This is a genomic window from Alteromonas profundi, assembly GCF_010500865.1.
GTDB lineage: Bacteria > Pseudomonadota > Gammaproteobacteria > Enterobacterales > Alteromonadaceae > Alteromonas > Alteromonas profundi.
Genome location: NZ_JAAAWN010000009.1, coordinates 66,026 through 82,543, shown reverse-complemented (window position 1 = coordinate 82,543; position 16,518 = coordinate 66,026). Strand labels below are relative to the sequence as shown.

Here is a 16,518-nt window from a genome sequence, read left to right as displayed (position 1 = left end):
GGATGGCTGCACTTATTCTCATTTTAGGCGATCAGTTAACTGATACGCTTTCAGTACTCACCAATGCGGATAAGAAAAATGATTGTGTATTAATGGCGGAGGTACGTGAAGAAGCCACCTATGTTAAACATCATAAAAAGAAGATAGCCTTTCTGTTTAGCGCAATGCGCCATTTTTCGCAGGCGCTTAGCGATAACGGCTATCAGGTCGAGTACATCACTTACGACGACAAAGCTAATCAAGGCAGCCTGCTTCAGCAACTTAAACACCGCCTTGCTGGAGGGGAGTTTGATTGCGTAAAAGTGACAATGCCTGGTGAATACCGCTTATATAAAAGTATGCAGCAGTGGGAACACCAGTTAGGAGTTAAAGTAGATATCCACTCAGATGATCGCTTTTTAGCTACGCCTGAATTTTTTTCGTCTTGGGCCAAGGGCCGAAAACAATACCGTATGGAGTTTTTCTATCGAGAAATGCGTAAAAAACACGGCATATTGATGGAAGGGCAAACCCCAATAGGCGGAAAATGGAATTATGATGCACAGAATCGAGACCCCATGCCCGCGACCGAAAATGTACCTAAGCGTACTACCTTTGCACCAGATGACATCACAAAAGCGGTATTGGAACTCGTTAATAGAGAATTTTCTGAGCACTTTGGCGACGTAACACCGTTTCATTTTGCGGTAACACGACAACAAGCGCGGCAAGTATTGCATCACTTTATTGAAGATCGCCTACCTAAGTTTGGGCAATACCAAGACGCCATGGTTGAAGGTAAACCTTGGCTGTATCACTCCCACATTGCATTTTATTTAAATTGTGGTTTGCTCACCCCTAAAGAATGTATTGTAGCGGCTGAGCAAGCGTATCACGCAGGCAGTGCTCCACTTAATTCGGTTGAAGGGTTTATACGTCAAATTCTAGGTTGGCGGGAGTTTGTTCGCGGCTTTTATTGGTATTTTATGCCCGCTCTAAAAACCGACAATTATTTTAATCACAGTCGGTCGCTTCCCGCGTTTTTCTGGGATGGCCAGACCAATATGAACTGCATGCGACAGTGTATTAAAGAAACAAAAGCCAATGCCTACGCGCATCATATTCAGCGACTTATGGTATTAGGTAATTTTAGTTTACTTACGGGGCTAAGCCCAGAAGAAGTACAAACCTGGTATTTGTTAGTCTATGCCGATGCGTACGAATGGGTGGAGTTACCTAATGTCGCTGGCATGATTTTATATAGCGATGGCGGCAACCTCGCGAGCAAACCCTATGTGGCCAGCGGCAGCTATATTAATAAAATGTCAGACTATTGCAAAAACTGTGGCTACCAGGTAAGCAAAAAAACCGGCGAAAAGGCGTGCCCCTTTAATTATCTTTATTGGAATTTTATAGATTCAAACGCAGAAAAACTGAGCAACAACCCCCGTATGGCAATGATCTATAAAACCTATGCACGGTTGAAACGTGAAAATATTGAAGCTATGACCGCCAGCGCTCAAGCTTTTCTCAGCAAACTAGACAATAATGAAGAAGTGTAATTTACCCATCAAAGTCTGCCCGGTATGCGACAGGCCTTTTACATGGCGTAAAAAATGGGAGAAAAACTGGCCCCAGGTAAAATACTGCTCTAGACGATGCGCAGGACAGCGATGAAAGGTCATGCATTTTTATTAGATGTATAAACTCTATTCTGGCGCATTAATAGACTAGACGCCTATTTTTATGTGGTCGCCAAGCATTAAAAACCAAATAAAGGATGGCAATTCATGGAAGCACCCGTTTCAGCAGATAAACTGCGTTTCTTAATTTACCGCTTTAAAGAACGCCTGTGGGTAAAGCCACTTACATTTTGCTTACTCTCGATTGCCGCTGTATTTTTCGCAAAAATAATAGACGGCACTCCGTTAGCAGAGCACCTGCCAATAATAGAGCAATCATCGGTAGAAACCTTGTTGTCTATCATGGCATCGAGCATGTTAGTTATTGCCACATTTTCTACCGGCACTATGGTTAATGCCTATACATCTGCCAGTAATTCATCAACGCCGCGTTCAGTGAGTTTAATTATCGCCGATGACGTATCGCAAAACGCGCTATCCACTTTTGTTGGGGCCTTTATTTTTAGCGTTGTTGCCATTACCTCGTTAAAAAATGCGTTTTATGGCGATGCCGGCGTATTCATGTTGTTCGTATTAACCTGCACCGTATTTGCCATTGTTATACTTACCTTCATCCGCTGGGTAGACAGCATTGCCCGTTTAGGAAGAGTAGGGTCGACGATTCAGAAAGTGGAAGACGCTGCTATGAAAGCCATCGACCACAGATTAAACAACCCTAGGTTAGGAGGGTTTGTTCAACCGAATTTAACTGCATTGAAAGAGCAGGGCGCAGAACCAGTCTATTGTGAGCAAACTGGCTATGTGCAGCTCGTGGATATGACTAAGGCCCAAAACTGGTGCGAACACCATAATGCTTGCCTACATATCTTGGTATTGCCTGGCGACTTTGTTTCACCCAACAACCCTGTTGCCTTAATTGAACGCACAGCAACAAACCCCACAAGCAATAAAGCGTCGTTTGAGAGTACCGAAGCGGCCGCATGTGAAGCGAATGACATAATAAAGGTGGGCCATGAGCGCTCATTTGAGGGAGATCCTCGATTTGGTTTAATCGTGTTAGGCGAAATTGCAGCCCGAGCGTTATCGCCCTCAGTAAATGATCCTGGCACCGCCATCAGTATTATTGGTAGTTATGTCAGGCTATTCCTTTGTTGGGCAAAAAAAGACGAAATTCGTGACAAACCAACCGACGAAATTGTGCAATTCACCCGTGTTTCAGCACCAGAGCTTAATACTAAAGATATGTTTAACGATGCCTTTTCGCCTATAGCACGAGATGGAGCAAATATAATAGAGGTTGCCATACGAATGCAAAAAGCGTTACAGGTAATAGCGAAATGCGAAAATAAAGATATACAGAAATACGCCCAAGAACAAGCAAGTATTGCGTATAAAAAAAGCATGAATACATTTCAGTTTGAAGAAGATAAAGGCAGATTAGATGAGACAAAGTGGTCGGACTAAACTTTTACGAAATGTTTAATAACGCCCATATAAACAGCTTAATTTATCCACTTAATACGGCGCAACGTTTTAGTAATCAATACGGTATTCACATAGCCAACATGCTAATAGATAACGCAAGGATAAACTTAACCAAATTAAAAACTTCGCTGACAATATTTCAGAGCCAATCAATATACTCCTCATAGCCTAAAAATATGACAAACCCTAGTGATTGAAAGCGTTCATGATTAACAGGTTAATAGCGAACTATTTTGAACAAGGTCAACGAACGTAATTTACACTTATAAACAAGGTAGCAATAGTGTAACCGTAAATATAGCCAGTAGACGCTTATACGGATGATATATTAGAAGTTGTTTCTACGAAAAAAGTAGCACCGTAAACCACCAAAGCGGCCTCAGATTTTAATCTCGCGCACGTTATAAAAACCCATCACAAAACCACGCAATAACTGCACACTAAAAAGTGTGTAAGCCATCACGCACGACAAACCAACTAATAAGGCTGGCATCAACGCCCTTAAACCTTCATATACTCAATTGCGCATAATGTATATTATGTTAAATAGAAGATGGAAGTATGCTTAGTTAGGTCGCGAAGTAACCACGTTAGAGTGTGTAAGGCGTTAAACTATTCCCCACTACGGGAAATAGAGTTTTAAACAACATGTGAGGCTTAATGCGTTAAATATGACGGATATGATAAATAACATGAAATATTAAATTGGCGGTTAGAGTATTTCGTAGCTTCTCATTTGTTGCTACTTACGATGGTGTTTGTAAATTAGTTATCCGTATTCTTTGCCGTTTAGACTTATAACGTTTTCGGTATATATAAAGCTATCTATAATTAACTCGTTTATTATTGGCCTGTATATTTATAGATAGTTATTAGCTTCATAAGCATCGAGTGTCTACTCGCTAGATGATGCTTATTTATTTAATAGAAGATAAGTTAATAAATGAGGATTTAATAGAAAACGCTTTAGGGTTGCGCTAAATCACTATGAGATATCCGAAACGATTTAGACCAGTACCAAAGGCAGTTTGGAAATCTAAGATTAAGTGCATCATGGTTACAGCAATACAATAATACGTTTATGCATTAATTAAATGCTTAGGCTAAATGCTAAAGTGCATAAGCGAATTACGAAAGCTTTCGAATAATATTCTGTGTAACTGCAGTTAAGTGTCCCATTCATTTTTTATCAACGTGCGATATATAAAGAGCGCTGTGGTTCTCACCTTTTTTAATGCCATTCATTATTTAGTTAAAACAATACACATCGAATCAACGATACTATTCAAGCGGCGCAATAAGGTGTATACGCTTTTTTTTGTGCGCTTTTTTCTGTTGTTTCGAGACGAGCTAAGAATACAAACGAACTAAATACCGTTTAGGTTATCGCGGGAGCATGTCTTCATCATATATATTTAGGATACGAAAAGTGCAGATACTTACCGCTAATTAATGGGTGTCTATGTGAGCACTTTTACTGGTCATTATTCGGGCAGCGCTACGCGAAATCTGAGAGAGTTTGTTAGGTAAGAGTGGCTAGATTTTACGTACACACGCTCAAATAATAAGCTAAAAATAGCCATACGGCCGGTATAAATCGGTTCTATGGTTTTATTTGGGGAAGACTGTATATATAACCAGTAAAGTGATAGCATTCGACTATTATTAAAGAAACCCAGTATTTTCACGCATGATAACTGTAATTATCATGCGTGAAAATACAATAGAATCAAAGGGATAGCTTATTTATGCCTAAGTTTCCTGCGAATATGACCCATGTTAAAAGTCAACGTTTGCAGACTATTCATTCAGATGAAGCGCATAGTAATAGTGTGAATGCTTACCTTAACGACATTTTCACTAAGCTGCCACGCAATACGCAACGCGCATATATTAGCGATTTTAATGAGTTCAGTATTTTCTGTAAACAACGTGGTTTGCAGGGTTTCACGAACGATTTTGAGCATAACGAAGCCTGTGTGAAAGCCTATGTCGACACGCTGTGTACGTCTCCCCTTGCCTACCGCACCATTAAGCGTAGACTTTCTGCGCTAAGTAAGTTTTTAGGTATAGCCAAGTTACCTAACCCTATTATTCATTCGGTTTATCTACGCGACTTTATTAGGCTTTCGTTGGTTGAAAATCAAAAGTATCAGTTCTCAACTAACCAAGCAGTCCCACTAACAATTGAGTTATTGGATGAGATTAATAACGCCATCATGCCAGATAGTTTACTGGAGATGCGCGACCTGGCCTTAGTTAACTTAATGTTTGATGCATTACTTAGAGCTGATGAAGTAGTCAGGGTTCAGCTCGAGCATATCAACCGGCGGAGTAATGCACTGTTGGTACTTACATCAAAGACCGACCAATCAGGTAAAGGCCACTTTCGGTATATTTCTAATAGCACAATAAATATGATTGACGAATATGTTAGTGAAGCCAACCATTTACCCAACACCGAGATAGCCACCGAACGAGATGTTAACGATCCCCGAAGAATTAACGGTGGAATTTTGTTTCGCCGGCTAACAAATCGCGGCCACGCATTGCTGCCTTATGACGAAAACAAACATGCACCTTCTCATTTACTGGACTATTCTTCGGTATATAGAATTTGGAAGCGTATAGCCAAACGCGCTAACATTTCTGAAAATATTACTCCCCACAGTGGACGCGTTGGTGGTGCAGTATCATTAGCAGAAGATGGTGCAACATTACCAGAATTGCAACTCGCCGGGGGCTGGCAGTCTCCTGAGATGCCAGGTCACTATACTCAACAAGCTAACGTGAAACGTGGGGGTATGGCAAAACTTTCTACGCGTCACAAACGTTAGGTTATTTTTTTGTTCCCTGCCCCATGTTCAACGTCAATGTAATGCAATCCATTTTGTCCTTCACGTCGTAGCTATATAGGGTAAGCATAAATCAACAAGGAGTTATTATGTCGAACGGCGTTAAAGAAATTCATGCGAAGTTATTGGGTGAACTTGTGGTTCCATCTAACAGTTGGTCATTACACCCTGAAAAGAAACCCGCGTTCAAAAGTAAGGAACAAGTTATTGATTTTGCTTCGGTGAATAACGAACCTTTGTATATTCACGTGCCTATTAGTGGTGGCGATGAAGATGAGTACGTAAGGGTTATCGTTAACTCTCAAGACGAGGACGTAGTATTTAAAATTACCGATCGCGACAATGGTGGCGTATCCAAAGTACATGGTTCACATATTAAAAATCTCAACAGCACGGTAACCGAGCTTGTTAACGAAAGCTTAAAAGAAGGTCGCCAAGCAAAAACCCTGTAATTTTCATGTTTAATTGCGCCTGCTAACGCGCGGCACCAGTGTTATCTTTTTGAGTTTAAATAAGAATGACTCCCCACGTTAGCATGGCGAGCAATATGCTCACAAATACGGCAGCTGAACCGATATCTTTTGCTTTACCAATTAAAAGGTGAATATCTGTAGTAACATGATCGGCCAGTTTTTCTATTGCGGTATTGAGTAATTCCGTAATTAATATGAGAACAAGCGAGAAGATCAGCCAAAGTTTTTCCGTATTTTCTACCTCAAGGTATAAAGCTAAAGGTATAAGAATACTTAGCGCCGCAACTTCTTGACGCACCGCAGGCTCACTGAAGAACGCCGCCTTTAGCCCTCGTAACGAATAATTAGTAGCGTAGAATATCCGTGCAAATCCCGTTTGTTTTTTATGCATAGGAACTGTCCTTTCTGGTTATTTATCCGAAGGATACCTATACAAGATGTCGGTTATGTTACTGTATTATGTTACCAGCGATAACTAGCCTACTTTTACGGCTAATACATCTCTTTTTACCCCATGTAACACTGCATTGGCGGTAGATCCTAGTAGCAATTTCAGCCCGCTTTGGCCATGAGTACCGATAACAATAAGGTCAGCTTCGAGCTTCTCAGCTTGATAATGAATTTCATCAGCGGGTGAACCTATTTCCACTTTTGTATTACTCACCGGTATGGCAAATTTGTTGGCAATCTCGGTAAGTGCACTTTTTGCTTGTTCTCGGACTTCCTCAGAATAATCTCGTTCTAAAAATAAGCCATAAGGTTCAACGTTTGTTTGCGGATAAGCCACGTAAAGTAAATAAATGTCATCGGCGCTTTGCGCTATGTTAACCGCGCGTTCTACCACTTTTTCATAATCGCTGTATACATCAATGGGCACTAACACTTTCTTATAATTTTGCATATGTCACCTGATACCTGAGATTGTATACACTTATATTAGTACAAATTTTCGTAATATGTGTTGATTGAAATCAAGCCAATTTCACGTTTATCTACCATACTTTAATAGTGTATTTATCCACATAGAATGAGGCGTGACCATGGTTAAACATCTCCTACTAATAACGTTACTTTGCCTAAGTGTGACGGCATGCGATTTAGGCCCAGACTCACCCCGAGGGTTTAGCTTACCAAAGGGCAATGTTGATGCAGGTAAAGCCGTGTTTTTAAAATATGGCTGTATTGATTGTCACACGATTGAAGGCGTTAAGGTGCCAGATAATCATACGTACCATATTCCCAAAGCCGTACCTTTGGGGGGCTCTAGCGGTAGCATAACAACCTATGGAGAACTTGTGACGAGTATCATAAACCCTTCTCATAAACTTACGCGGCGCCAACCGGTAAGCTTTACTTCCGAAGATGGCACCTCGCTCATGCGCGATGTTAATGATGAACTAACAGTAAGCGAATTGATAGATTTGGTAGCCTATTTACAGCCAAAATACAAAGTAGTGCCCTATCGCACCTCAGAATATCGTCTTTACCAATTAAGAATGCCAGATAAAAATGAAGGAAACTAATAGATGCGTAAACAAGAAGTATAAGTAAAGAAACCTACAACTACCCGAGTTCCCTTGAGCATGCTGGGAACCCGGGTATCACCACTTATTCTGAAACGTCTTTTGTTTCCTCTTCTATTTCTGCCAGTAAGCTTCTAGGCATAAAACTACTTGAGCTTGCTTCTTTCACATGCAGTTTAAAACGTTCTGGAATATCATCACCCAATAAGCTGCCTCTTTTCACCAGTGGAAATATCTCGTCGTAGCGGGCTATACTCGATTGATTGACGCGCCTAAAAATATGCGTTCTATTTAATTCATTAGGGCTAACATGGCCAGTTGAAGACAAAATATCCATTAGCGCGTGCAGTGTTTTTCTATGAAACCGATATACGCGTTCGTATTTATCTTCTACATTTAGTCCTCTGGCCAGCTTAGGATCTTGTGTAGCAACCCCCGTAGGGCACCGGTTTGTATTGCACGATAGCGACTGCACACAGCCAAGCGCCAACATCATGCCCCTTGCGCTATTACATAAGTCCGCCCCTAGGCTTAAGTTTTTTGCTACTTGGAAGGCTGAAATAATTTTGCCAGAGGCTATAATCTTAACCTTTTTCCTTAAATCAAACCCCATTAAGCAATCGTCCACAAAGGCTAAGCCTTCACGTAATGGGAAACCGATAGAATTAGTATATTCTAACGGCGCGGCCCCCGTTCCGCCTTCGCCGCCATCTATGGTAACAAAATCTGGGGTTATGCCCGTCTCTACCATTGCTTTACACATAGCAGCAAATTCACTTTTTCTACCTAAAGCGAGTTTAATACCTACCGGTTTGCCGCCACTTAAGGTTCGTAACTTACGAATAAAGTGCACCATTTCTATCGGCGTAGAAAACGCACTGTGGCGAGGGGGGGAGTCGACTTGGGTGCCAGGCTGCACCCCACGAATTTTCGCAATTTCTGGCGTATTTTTACCCGCAGGTAAAATACCGCCATGGCCAGGTTTCGCACCTTGACTAAGCTTAATCTCAATCATTTTAACCTGCTCTAGGCTGGCGTTTTTTGCAAATGCTTTTTCATCGAAATTGCCTTCAGGCGTGCGACAGCCAAAGTAACCCGTACCAATTTGCCAAACGATATCACCGCCAGGTTCTAGGTGATAAGGTGACAAGCCCCCTTCCCCGGTATTGTGATAAAAGCCCCCTTTCGCCGCCCCTCTATTGAGCGCTAAAATTGCGTTTCGAGACAAACTTCCGTAACTCATCGCGCTAATATTTAATATGCTTGCTTCATAAGGTTTTGTGCAATCTGGCCCACCAATACGTACACGCGGATCTTCATTCATTTCCTCCACCTCTCTGGCAGAGAGTGAGTGACCAATCCATTCGTAACCGTTTTCGTAAGTATCTAATTGGGTGCCAAAGGGAATAGTCTCGCGATTGTTTTTGGCTCTTTGATAAACAATGCTACGAAACATTCGAGAGATAGGCGCGCCACCTGTGTCACTTTCAATTACGTATTGTTGCAGATAAGGACGCAATGCTTCCACACCCCACCTAACATGACCAACAACAGGGAAATTTCGCAAGATGGTATGCTGAGTTTGATTGATATCGTGCAGCATTAGAAAAAACAAAGGCCCTGTGATAAGTAAAAACCACCACGCGGGCTGATAAAAAACAGCAAGGGTTACATTAAGTACAACAAGTAAAACGATAATTGATATTATCCAATTGCGCATAGTCGTCCTTCTAATCTCAATGGGGAGGCGGTATATGGTAACCCGTTATGAATCACTACTTTGATTTATAAATCATATGCTTAATTTAGATCAATGTGTAGATAAAAAATGGTTACGCATAACCACTTTTCGCTAATATTCTAATTCGCTACCGCGCGAATACATGATAGTCTAAATTTCAGCTATTTGTGGCCTAAACTAATGCTTTACCCTCTGCGGTACAGCGTAAATAACATTAATTGAAATGATGAAAGGGTCTTCATGGAGTATGCATTTCTTCTCTTTGCTTTTGTATGCGGCTTAACGGTTAAGCTTGTAGGAATTCCCCCCCTCGTCGGGTATCTAGCCGCTGGATTTTTGCTTAATTTTGCTGGCTATACACTCACCGACGAATTAACTACCCTTGCGAATCTTGGCATTACTATCATGCTGTTTACTATTGGGCTTAAGCTTAATGTACGTGATTTAAGTAAGCGTGAAGTATGGGCCGCAAGCATGATACACACCCTAACGTGGGTGATCGTTTTGTCAACCTGCGTGTATGGCATAGCCTTTGTGGCCAGCGAGATAATAGGTAACCTTTCTATACAAAGTGCCATGTTAATCGCTTTTGCCTTAAGCTTTTCTAGTACCGTTTGTGTGGTTAAAGTTTTAGAGGAAAGCGGTGAAAGTAAAACCCGCCACGGACGTTTAGCTATCGGCATTTTGGTCATGCAAGACGTTTTCGCTGTGGTCTTTTTAGTAGTAGCCACGGGTAAATTGCCCTCAATATGGGCGCTGGGATTATTAGCGCTAATTCCGGCTCTGCCCCTAATCCATCGAGTAATAAACCGTTCGGGTCACGGTGAGTTATTGCCTTTAACAGGCTTTATCTTAGCGCTAGGTGGCTATCACCTATTTGAATTAGTGAATATAAAAGGCGATTTAGGCGCGCTAATATTTGGCATTATGTTAGCCCAGCACGAAAAATCTACCGAACTTGCAAAGTCGTTACTCAGCTTTAAGGATTTATTACTTATCGGCTTCTTCCTTTCCATAGGGCTAACGGCGCTACCTGATTTAAACATGGTAGTTTTAGCGTTTATTTTCCTGCTGTTTATCCCTCTAAAAGCAGCGCTATTCTTCGGGCTTTTCACAGCACTAAGACTGCGCGGGAGAACTGCCTACCTAAGTAGCCTAGTGCTATCGAATTACAGTGAGTTTGGATTAATTGTTGGCGCACTCGCAGTAAGTATAGGATTGCTAAGTAAAAGTATGTTGGTGGTTATCGCGCTTGCGGTTTCACTTTCATTTGTGTTTACCAGTATCGTCTATCGAGGCTCACACTCTCAATACCATAAATATAAGCACGTTATTAAACGCTTTGAAAAAAACCAGCGACTAAAAGAAGACATTTATCCAGAACTTCATAAAGCGGAATTTTTAGTGCTAGGCATGGGCCGTGTTGGAAAAGGCGCATTCAACGCACTATCAAAGCTAGGCGATGTAAATGTATGGGGTATGGACGCAGATCGTGTAAAAGTAAAACGAATGGCCAGTGAAGGACACAACGTTATAGTGGGAGACGGTGAAGATGTGGATTTATGGGACAACCTCGATTTAACTCACGTAAAATTGGTTTTGCTTGCCCTTCCTTCAATTCAAGATGCTATGAATATAACACGCCAGTTAAACAATGCAGGTTACACGGGTAAGGTAGCGGCGATCGCTCGCTATGAAGATGAAGTACAAGAATTGTTAGATCACGGCATCGATAAGGTGTTTAACTTCTTTACAGAGGCTGGGTTAGGCTTTGCAGAAGAAAGTTTAGCCTATGTAAATGCACCACGTGCAGAGTAGCACAAGTCAAATGCAAACAAAGGATGAAGTGATAACCATTTCTATTTGTATGCTGTTGTTTTATAAAGTTTTTTTGATTTTTTTACAAAAATAGCCTACACTTCATTCATAATTTTGTAAGAGGTTTACACTATGCAAGGTGATAGACAAGTCATTGCCACGTTAAATGACATATTAACCAGTGAGTTAACGTCAATTAACCAATATTTTCTGCATGCCCGAATGTTTAAAAACTGGGGCCTAAACGAACTAAACGAAAAGAACTATAAAAAATCAATTAAAGATATGAAGCAAGCAGATGCTTTAATTGAACGTATTCTTTTCCTTGAAGGTCTTCCTAACCTTCAAGCACTTGGTAAGTTGTATATTGGTGAAGACACCCAAGAAATGCTGTCTTGTGACGCGCGTTTTCAAAAAGAACAACTGCCACAGCTGCGTGATGCCATCGCATTGTGTGAGCAAAAACAAGACTACGTATCTCGGGATATGTTAGAAGATATTCTTGAATACGAAGAAGAGCACCTAGATTGGATTGAAACACAAGAATACCAAATTGATGCAATGGGTATTGAAAACTATCTACAAGCACAAGTAATAGGAGATGACTAATGAAAGGTAATCAAACCATTATCGATGGCCTCAATGAGCTGCTTTCCTATGAACTTGCAGCGATGGACCAGTATTTTATCCATTCTCAAATGTATTTAGACTGGGGGCTTAACAAGCTTTACGAACGTATAGACCACGAGTTTGATGATGAGCGCGGTCACGCGACGAAACTTATCGAGCGCATGCTGTTTTTAGAAGGCACGCCAGATATGACCAAACGCACCGGCTTCAAAGTAGGTAAAGACGTACCTGAAATGCTTGCAAGCGATCTGCGCGTCGAGTATGAAGTTGACGCTAAACTACGCGAAGTTATTGCGTTATGTGAAACTGAAAAAGATTACGTAACCCGCGATATGCTTATTGTTCTATTGGATGATACCGAAATGGATCACGCCCATTGGCTGGAGCAGCAATTAAACCTTATTAAATTACTCGGGCTTTCAAACTACTTACAATCGCAAATGTAAGCGTTAGTGTGTAGTAAAGTACATATAGATGGGGGCCCTGTCCCCCGCTATATTCAACCTAACTTGCCAGTTCATAGTGGGTTCGCTGCAACTTCCTAACATAAACCACCCTGTCCACGTATTGTCTTCTTGCTTTTCTAACAGTACAGGTACTTTTCCCATATACATATTTACCCCTTCAACCCAGGCACTTTCAATGACTGTACCTTCAGGCATATGCAGAGTTAGAGTCACCGACTCCTCGGGTTGGGGATGTTCAGAAAACTCTGCCGTAGCGTGTTTTTGATTAAGCGAAAAAGTGCAGCTATCGTTATTAAAGCGACAACTATTGCCTAACTTACCCGTGGGAAAACTATTTTGTTGGGTTGACGTTTGGTAGTCATGAGCGATAAATACCGCTATGCCAACGAGCAAAATAGCAATCGGTATGCGCCAAGCTTGTAAATATTCTGATCTATTTTTGTTAGTGTTTTTTATCATAACTTAAATTTTATGCATTTCTTCATTGATAGAGATCAAGCTCAGCGACTTTATGGTATCTTTTTGTAATTAAAAACCTTATCATCCGCGTACCAACTGGCTTGGAGACAATAATTATTACTCTTTCCGAGCTCGGTGTGAAGCGTTATTCCGTAGCTGATACACGTCTCGACCGCACTATTGGGGCAGTTGGAAACCATAGTTCATTTGAAGTGGAAGATTCATTAAAATGAGTGAAACAAGCCAAGCACAACCTGACTACAATTATAAAGTAGTTAGGCAATTTACCATTATGACCATAGTCTGGGGTATCATTGGTATGGGCCTAGGGGTATTTATTGCCGCGCAATTATTTGCACCTATGCTTAACTTTGACACACCATGGCTAACATTCTCACGTTTACGTCCATTGCACACCAATGCCGTTATATTTGCCTTCGGCGGCTGTGCGTTGTTCGCCACGTCGTACTACATTGTTCAGCGTACCTCTCAGGTTCGACTATTCAGTGACAAATTAGCCGCATTTACCTTTTGGGGTTGGCAAGCCGTCATTGTCTTAGCAATCGTTTCGCTACCTCTTGGGCTTACCAGTACTAAAGAGTATGCTGAACTAGAATGGCCAATCGATATTTTGATTGCGCTGGTCTGGATTGCGTACATTATTAACTTTTTCGGAACCCTCGTTATCCGTAAAGTTTCGCACATTTATGTGGCGAACTGGTTCTTAGGTGCGTTTATGCTTACCGTTGCTGTACTGCATATTGGTAATAGCATGGCGATTCCGGTGTCTTTCACTAAATCGTATTCATTGTATGCGGGCGCTGTAGACGCCATGATGCAGTGGTGGTACGGCCACAACGCAGTGGGCTTCTTCCTAACTGCGGGCTTCTTGGGCATGATGTATTATTTTGTTCCTAAGCAGGCAGGTCGCCCGGTTTACTCTTACAGACTGTCTATCGTTCACTTTTGGGCGTTAATTTCTCTGTATATCTGGGCCGGTCCTCACCACCTTCATTACACTGCCCTACCCGACTGGACTCAGTCACTGGGTATGGTGATGTCAATTATCCTATTCGTTCCATCTTGGGGTGGTATGATTAACGGTATTATGACGCTTTCAGGCGCGTGGCATAAACTACGTACCGACCCCGTATTGCGTTTTCTTATCGTTTCATTGTCTTTCTATGGTATGTCTACCTTTGAAGGCCCGATGATGGCGATAAAAACGGTTAATGCCCTGTCTCACTATACTGACTGGACAATTGGCCATGTACACTCTGGCGCATTAGGTTGGGTTGCTATGGTATCAATTGGTTCTATTTACCATCTGATCCCGGTGTTATTCAATCAGCGTGCCATGTACAGCACTAAACTTGTAAACGTACACTTCTGGTTAGCGACTATCGGCGTAGTGTTATACATCGTAGCTATGTGGATGTCTGGTGTACTTCAAGGTCTAATGTGGCGTGCAGTAAATGCTGACGGTACATTAACCTACAGCTTTGTTGAGTCACTAGAAGCCTCTAAGCCTTTCTATGTGGTTCGTTTCATTGGTGGTTGTTTCGTGGTTACAGGCATGCTTGTTATGGCCTACAACACATGGAAAACCGTTCGTGCCCCTAAAGGCAGTATCGCTGCAGACCCAGCGACGCAGCCGGCGTAGTAAAGGAGACGAATAATGAAAAATCCACATGAGTTAATTGAAAAAAATGTAGGCCTGTTAACGGTATTAATTCTTATCGCTATCAGCTTTGGTGCCATGGTTCAAATTACGCCGTTGATGTTTCAACAGCAAACCATGGAGCCAGTGACAGGCCTTCGTCCTTATACAGCACTTGAGCTTGAAGGTCGTGACATCTACATCCGTGAAGGGTGTGTGGGTTGTCACAGCCAGATGATCCGTCCATTCCGCGCTGAAACAGAGCGTTATGGTCACTACAGCGTTGCTGGCGAATCGGTATGGGAGCATCCTTTCCTTTGGGGCTCTAAGCGTACTGGTCCAGACCTAGCGCGCGTCGGTGGTCGTTACAGCGATGAGTGGCATCGTGTTCACCTGCTAAATCCTCGCAACGTAGTTCCTGAGTCGAATATGCCAGGGTTTCCTTGGCTTGCGGAAAATACGCTTGATGGCGCATTAACCGCTGAAAAAATGGAAATATTCCGTGGTTTCGGCGTTCCGTATACCGACGAAGATATTGCGGGTGCGAAAGCAGCAGTACAGGGTAAAACAGAAATGCAGGCCCTTATTGCTTATCTACAATCTCTTGGCACACATTTGAAATAGTATGGATCAGGGAATCGTAGGCAGCATTTTTACTGTCATCGTCTTTGTTTGCTTCATCGGCATCGTTTGGTGGGCCTTTAGCGGGCGCAACAAAAAGAAGTTCGATGAAGCCGCAAACCTGCCGTTTGCAGACGAAGAAAAAGAAAAATCAAAAGAAGATTAGCAGGAGTCTTGAACTCATGAGTATGTTTTGGACAATTTGGATTTCAGTGATAACCCTAGGGTTAATCATTGGTTGCTATTTCCTTCTGCGCTGGTGTTTATCCAACCAGACAGGCGTGCCAGAAGGTGAATCGATGGGCCATGAGTTTGATGGCATTGAGGAGTTGAATAATCAACTCCCTCGCTGGTGGACAATTATGTTCTACATGACCATCGTTTGGGGCTTTATTTATCTTGCGTTGTATCCAGGTCTTGGGGCGTACGAAGGTATTTTGGGATGGAAAAGTTCGAACCAAAATATTCAATCACTAGAGGAATCAGTTCAGGCGCGTATTGACGCCAAAGAACAAGGTAAACTCGTTGAATATGACCGTGAACTAGATTTTGCCGCTGAGAAATTCGACCCTATTTTTGCTGCGTATGCAAAAGTGCCGGTTGAAGAGCTAGCTCAAGATCCTGAAGCGAATAAAGTGGGACAACGTTTATTCCTTCAAAACTGTTCGCAGTGTCACGGTTCTGATGCACGTGGTCAAAACGGAGGCTTCCCTAACCTAACCGATAACGATTGGTTATACGGTGGCTCTGGTGCCAAAATTGTTGAAACCTTAACACTAGGTCGTCAGGCTGCTATGCCAGCATGGATTGATACGTTAGGCGAACAAGGTATCGAAGAAGTGGTTAACTATGTACTTAGCCTAAGTGGCCGTGACGTAGACCCACAACTAGCCGATGCGGGTAAAGCGCGTTTTGCAGTATGTGCTGCATGTCACGGTGTTGATGGTAAAGGTAATCAAGCGCTTGGTGCGCCAAACCTTACCGATAATATCTGGCTATACGGTGGCAGCCATAAAGCAGTGACCGAAACGTTAACGTATGGTCGTAACGGTGTCATGCCTTCGTTCAAAAATACCTTGGGTGAAGACAAAATACATGTTGTTGCAGCTTACGTTTACAGCCTTTCTAATGATAAATAAATTTAATCATTAATAGACTCAAAAG

Annotated in this window: 17 protein-coding genes; 13 read left to right on the top strand and 4 right to left on the bottom strand. The window is 42.1% G+C overall.

Features of this window, described 5'->3' with window-relative positions; translation table 11 throughout:
• Positions 1-2: 2 nt before the first annotated feature.
• From GTH32_RS08700 to GTH32_RS08680, 5 genes are all read left to right on the top strand, one after another.
• Positions 3-1,541 carry a cryptochrome/photolyase family protein gene (locus GTH32_RS08700; RefSeq protein ID WP_163084843.1) on the top strand — a complete coding sequence of 513 codons (1,539 nt, stop codon included), beginning with the start codon at positions 3-5 and terminating at the stop codon, positions 1,539-1,541.
• Positions 1,528-1,656 (top strand): DUF2256 domain-containing protein, encoded by a 129-nt coding sequence (locus GTH32_RS08695; RefSeq protein ID WP_163084842.1) that lies wholly within the window; start codon positions 1,528-1,530, stop codon positions 1,654-1,656. Before GTH32_RS08700 ends, GTH32_RS08695 begins: the two co-directional genes overlap by 14 nt.
• A gap of 113 nt (positions 1,657-1,769) precedes the next feature.
• Complete coding sequence (locus GTH32_RS08690; RefSeq protein ID WP_163084841.1) at positions 1,770-3,086, top strand: DUF2254 domain-containing protein; 1,317 nt, start codon at positions 1,770-1,772, stop codon at positions 3,084-3,086.
• 1,769 nt (positions 3,087-4,855) lie between these two features.
• Entirely contained in the window at positions 4,856-5,944 is a 1,089-nt protein-coding gene (locus GTH32_RS08685; RefSeq protein WP_163084840.1) for a tyrosine-type recombinase/integrase, read from the top strand.
• A gap of 107 nt (positions 5,945-6,051) precedes the next feature.
• Positions 6,052-6,414, top strand: coding sequence for a hypothetical protein (locus GTH32_RS08680; RefSeq protein WP_163084839.1), 363 nt, complete (start codon positions 6,052-6,054; stop codon positions 6,412-6,414).
• 55 nt (positions 6,415-6,469) lie between these two features.
• On the opposite strand, the gene GTH32_RS08675 is transcribed toward GTH32_RS08680, so the two are convergent.
• On the bottom strand, positions 6,470-6,826 hold the full coding sequence (locus GTH32_RS08675; protein WP_163084838.1) for a diacylglycerol kinase: 357 nt from the start codon (positions 6,824-6,826) through the stop codon (positions 6,470-6,472).
• 84 nt (positions 6,827-6,910) lie between these two features.
• Positions 6,911-7,336, bottom strand: coding sequence for a universal stress protein (locus GTH32_RS08670; RefSeq protein WP_163084837.1), 426 nt, complete (start codon positions 7,334-7,336; stop codon positions 6,911-6,913).
• Between the two features lie 139 nt (positions 7,337-7,475).
• On the opposite strand from GTH32_RS08670, the gene GTH32_RS08665 reads away from it, so the two are divergent.
• The gene (locus tag GTH32_RS08665) at positions 7,476-7,958 is read left to right on the top strand and encodes a c-type cytochrome (protein ID WP_163084836.1); all 483 of its coding nucleotides are present in this window, start codon (positions 7,476-7,478) and stop codon (positions 7,956-7,958) included.
• Positions 7,959-8,043: 85 nt separating this feature from the next.
• Here the strand turns inward: GTH32_RS08665 and GTH32_RS08660 are convergent, their stop codons facing one another.
• Positions 8,044-9,678: an FMN-binding glutamate synthase family protein gene (locus GTH32_RS08660; RefSeq protein ID WP_163084835.1), complete on the bottom strand. Its 1,635-nt coding sequence runs from the start codon at positions 9,676-9,678 to the stop codon at positions 8,044-8,046.
• A gap of 261 nt (positions 9,679-9,939) precedes the next feature.
• Here GTH32_RS08660 and GTH32_RS08655 point away from each other — a divergent pair, with 261 nt between their 5' ends.
• The 3 genes from GTH32_RS08655 (at position 9,940) to bfr (GTH32_RS08645) (ending at position 12,593) form a co-directional block, all read left to right on the top strand.
• Positions 9,940-11,517 carry a cation:proton antiporter family protein gene (locus tag GTH32_RS08655; RefSeq protein WP_163084834.1) on the top strand — a complete coding sequence of 526 codons (1,578 nt, stop codon included), beginning with the start codon at positions 9,940-9,942 and terminating at the stop codon, positions 11,515-11,517.
• Positions 11,518-11,649: 132 nt separating this feature from the next.
• Positions 11,650-12,126 (top strand): bacterioferritin, encoded by a 477-nt coding sequence (gene bfr, locus GTH32_RS08650; protein ID WP_163084833.1) that lies wholly within the window; start codon positions 11,650-11,652, stop codon positions 12,124-12,126.
• Positions 12,126-12,593 (top strand): bacterioferritin, encoded by a 468-nt coding sequence (gene bfr / locus GTH32_RS08645; protein WP_163084832.1) that lies wholly within the window; start codon positions 12,126-12,128, stop codon positions 12,591-12,593. The genes bfr (GTH32_RS08650) and bfr (GTH32_RS08645) overlap by 1 nt, the downstream gene beginning before the upstream one ends.
• Positions 12,594-12,596: 3 nt before the next feature.
• Here bfr (GTH32_RS08645) and GTH32_RS08640 read toward each other — a convergent pair whose 3' ends face one another.
• Positions 12,597-13,073 (bottom strand): hypothetical protein, encoded by a 477-nt coding sequence (locus GTH32_RS08640; protein ID WP_163084831.1) that lies wholly within the window; start codon positions 13,071-13,073, stop codon positions 12,597-12,599.
• Positions 13,074-13,302: 229 nt separating this feature from the next.
• On the opposite strand from GTH32_RS08640, the gene ccoN reads away from it, so the two are divergent.
• Genes ccoN through ccoP form a run of 4 tightly spaced genes read left to right on the top strand, consistent with a single transcriptional unit; the run spans position 13,303 to position 16,493 of the window.
• Entirely contained in the window at positions 13,303-14,736 is a 1,434-nt protein-coding gene (ccoN, locus tag GTH32_RS08635) for a cytochrome-c oxidase, cbb3-type subunit I (protein WP_163084830.1), read from the top strand.
• 15 nt (positions 14,737-14,751) lie between these two features.
• A complete protein-coding gene (gene ccoO / locus GTH32_RS08630) occupies positions 14,752-15,357 on the top strand; it encodes a cytochrome-c oxidase, cbb3-type subunit II (protein WP_163084829.1) in 606 nt (201 codons plus the stop codon).
• A gap of 1 nt (position 15,358) precedes the next feature.
• Complete coding sequence (locus tag GTH32_RS08625; protein WP_163084828.1) at positions 15,359-15,520, top strand: cbb3-type cytochrome oxidase subunit 3; 162 nt, start codon at positions 15,359-15,361, stop codon at positions 15,518-15,520.
• A 16-nt stretch (positions 15,521-15,536) separates the two neighbouring features.
• Complete coding sequence (gene ccoP, locus GTH32_RS08620; RefSeq protein WP_163084827.1) at positions 15,537-16,493, top strand: cytochrome-c oxidase, cbb3-type subunit III; 957 nt, start codon at positions 15,537-15,539, stop codon at positions 16,491-16,493.
• Positions 16,494-16,518 lie beyond the last annotated feature (25 nt).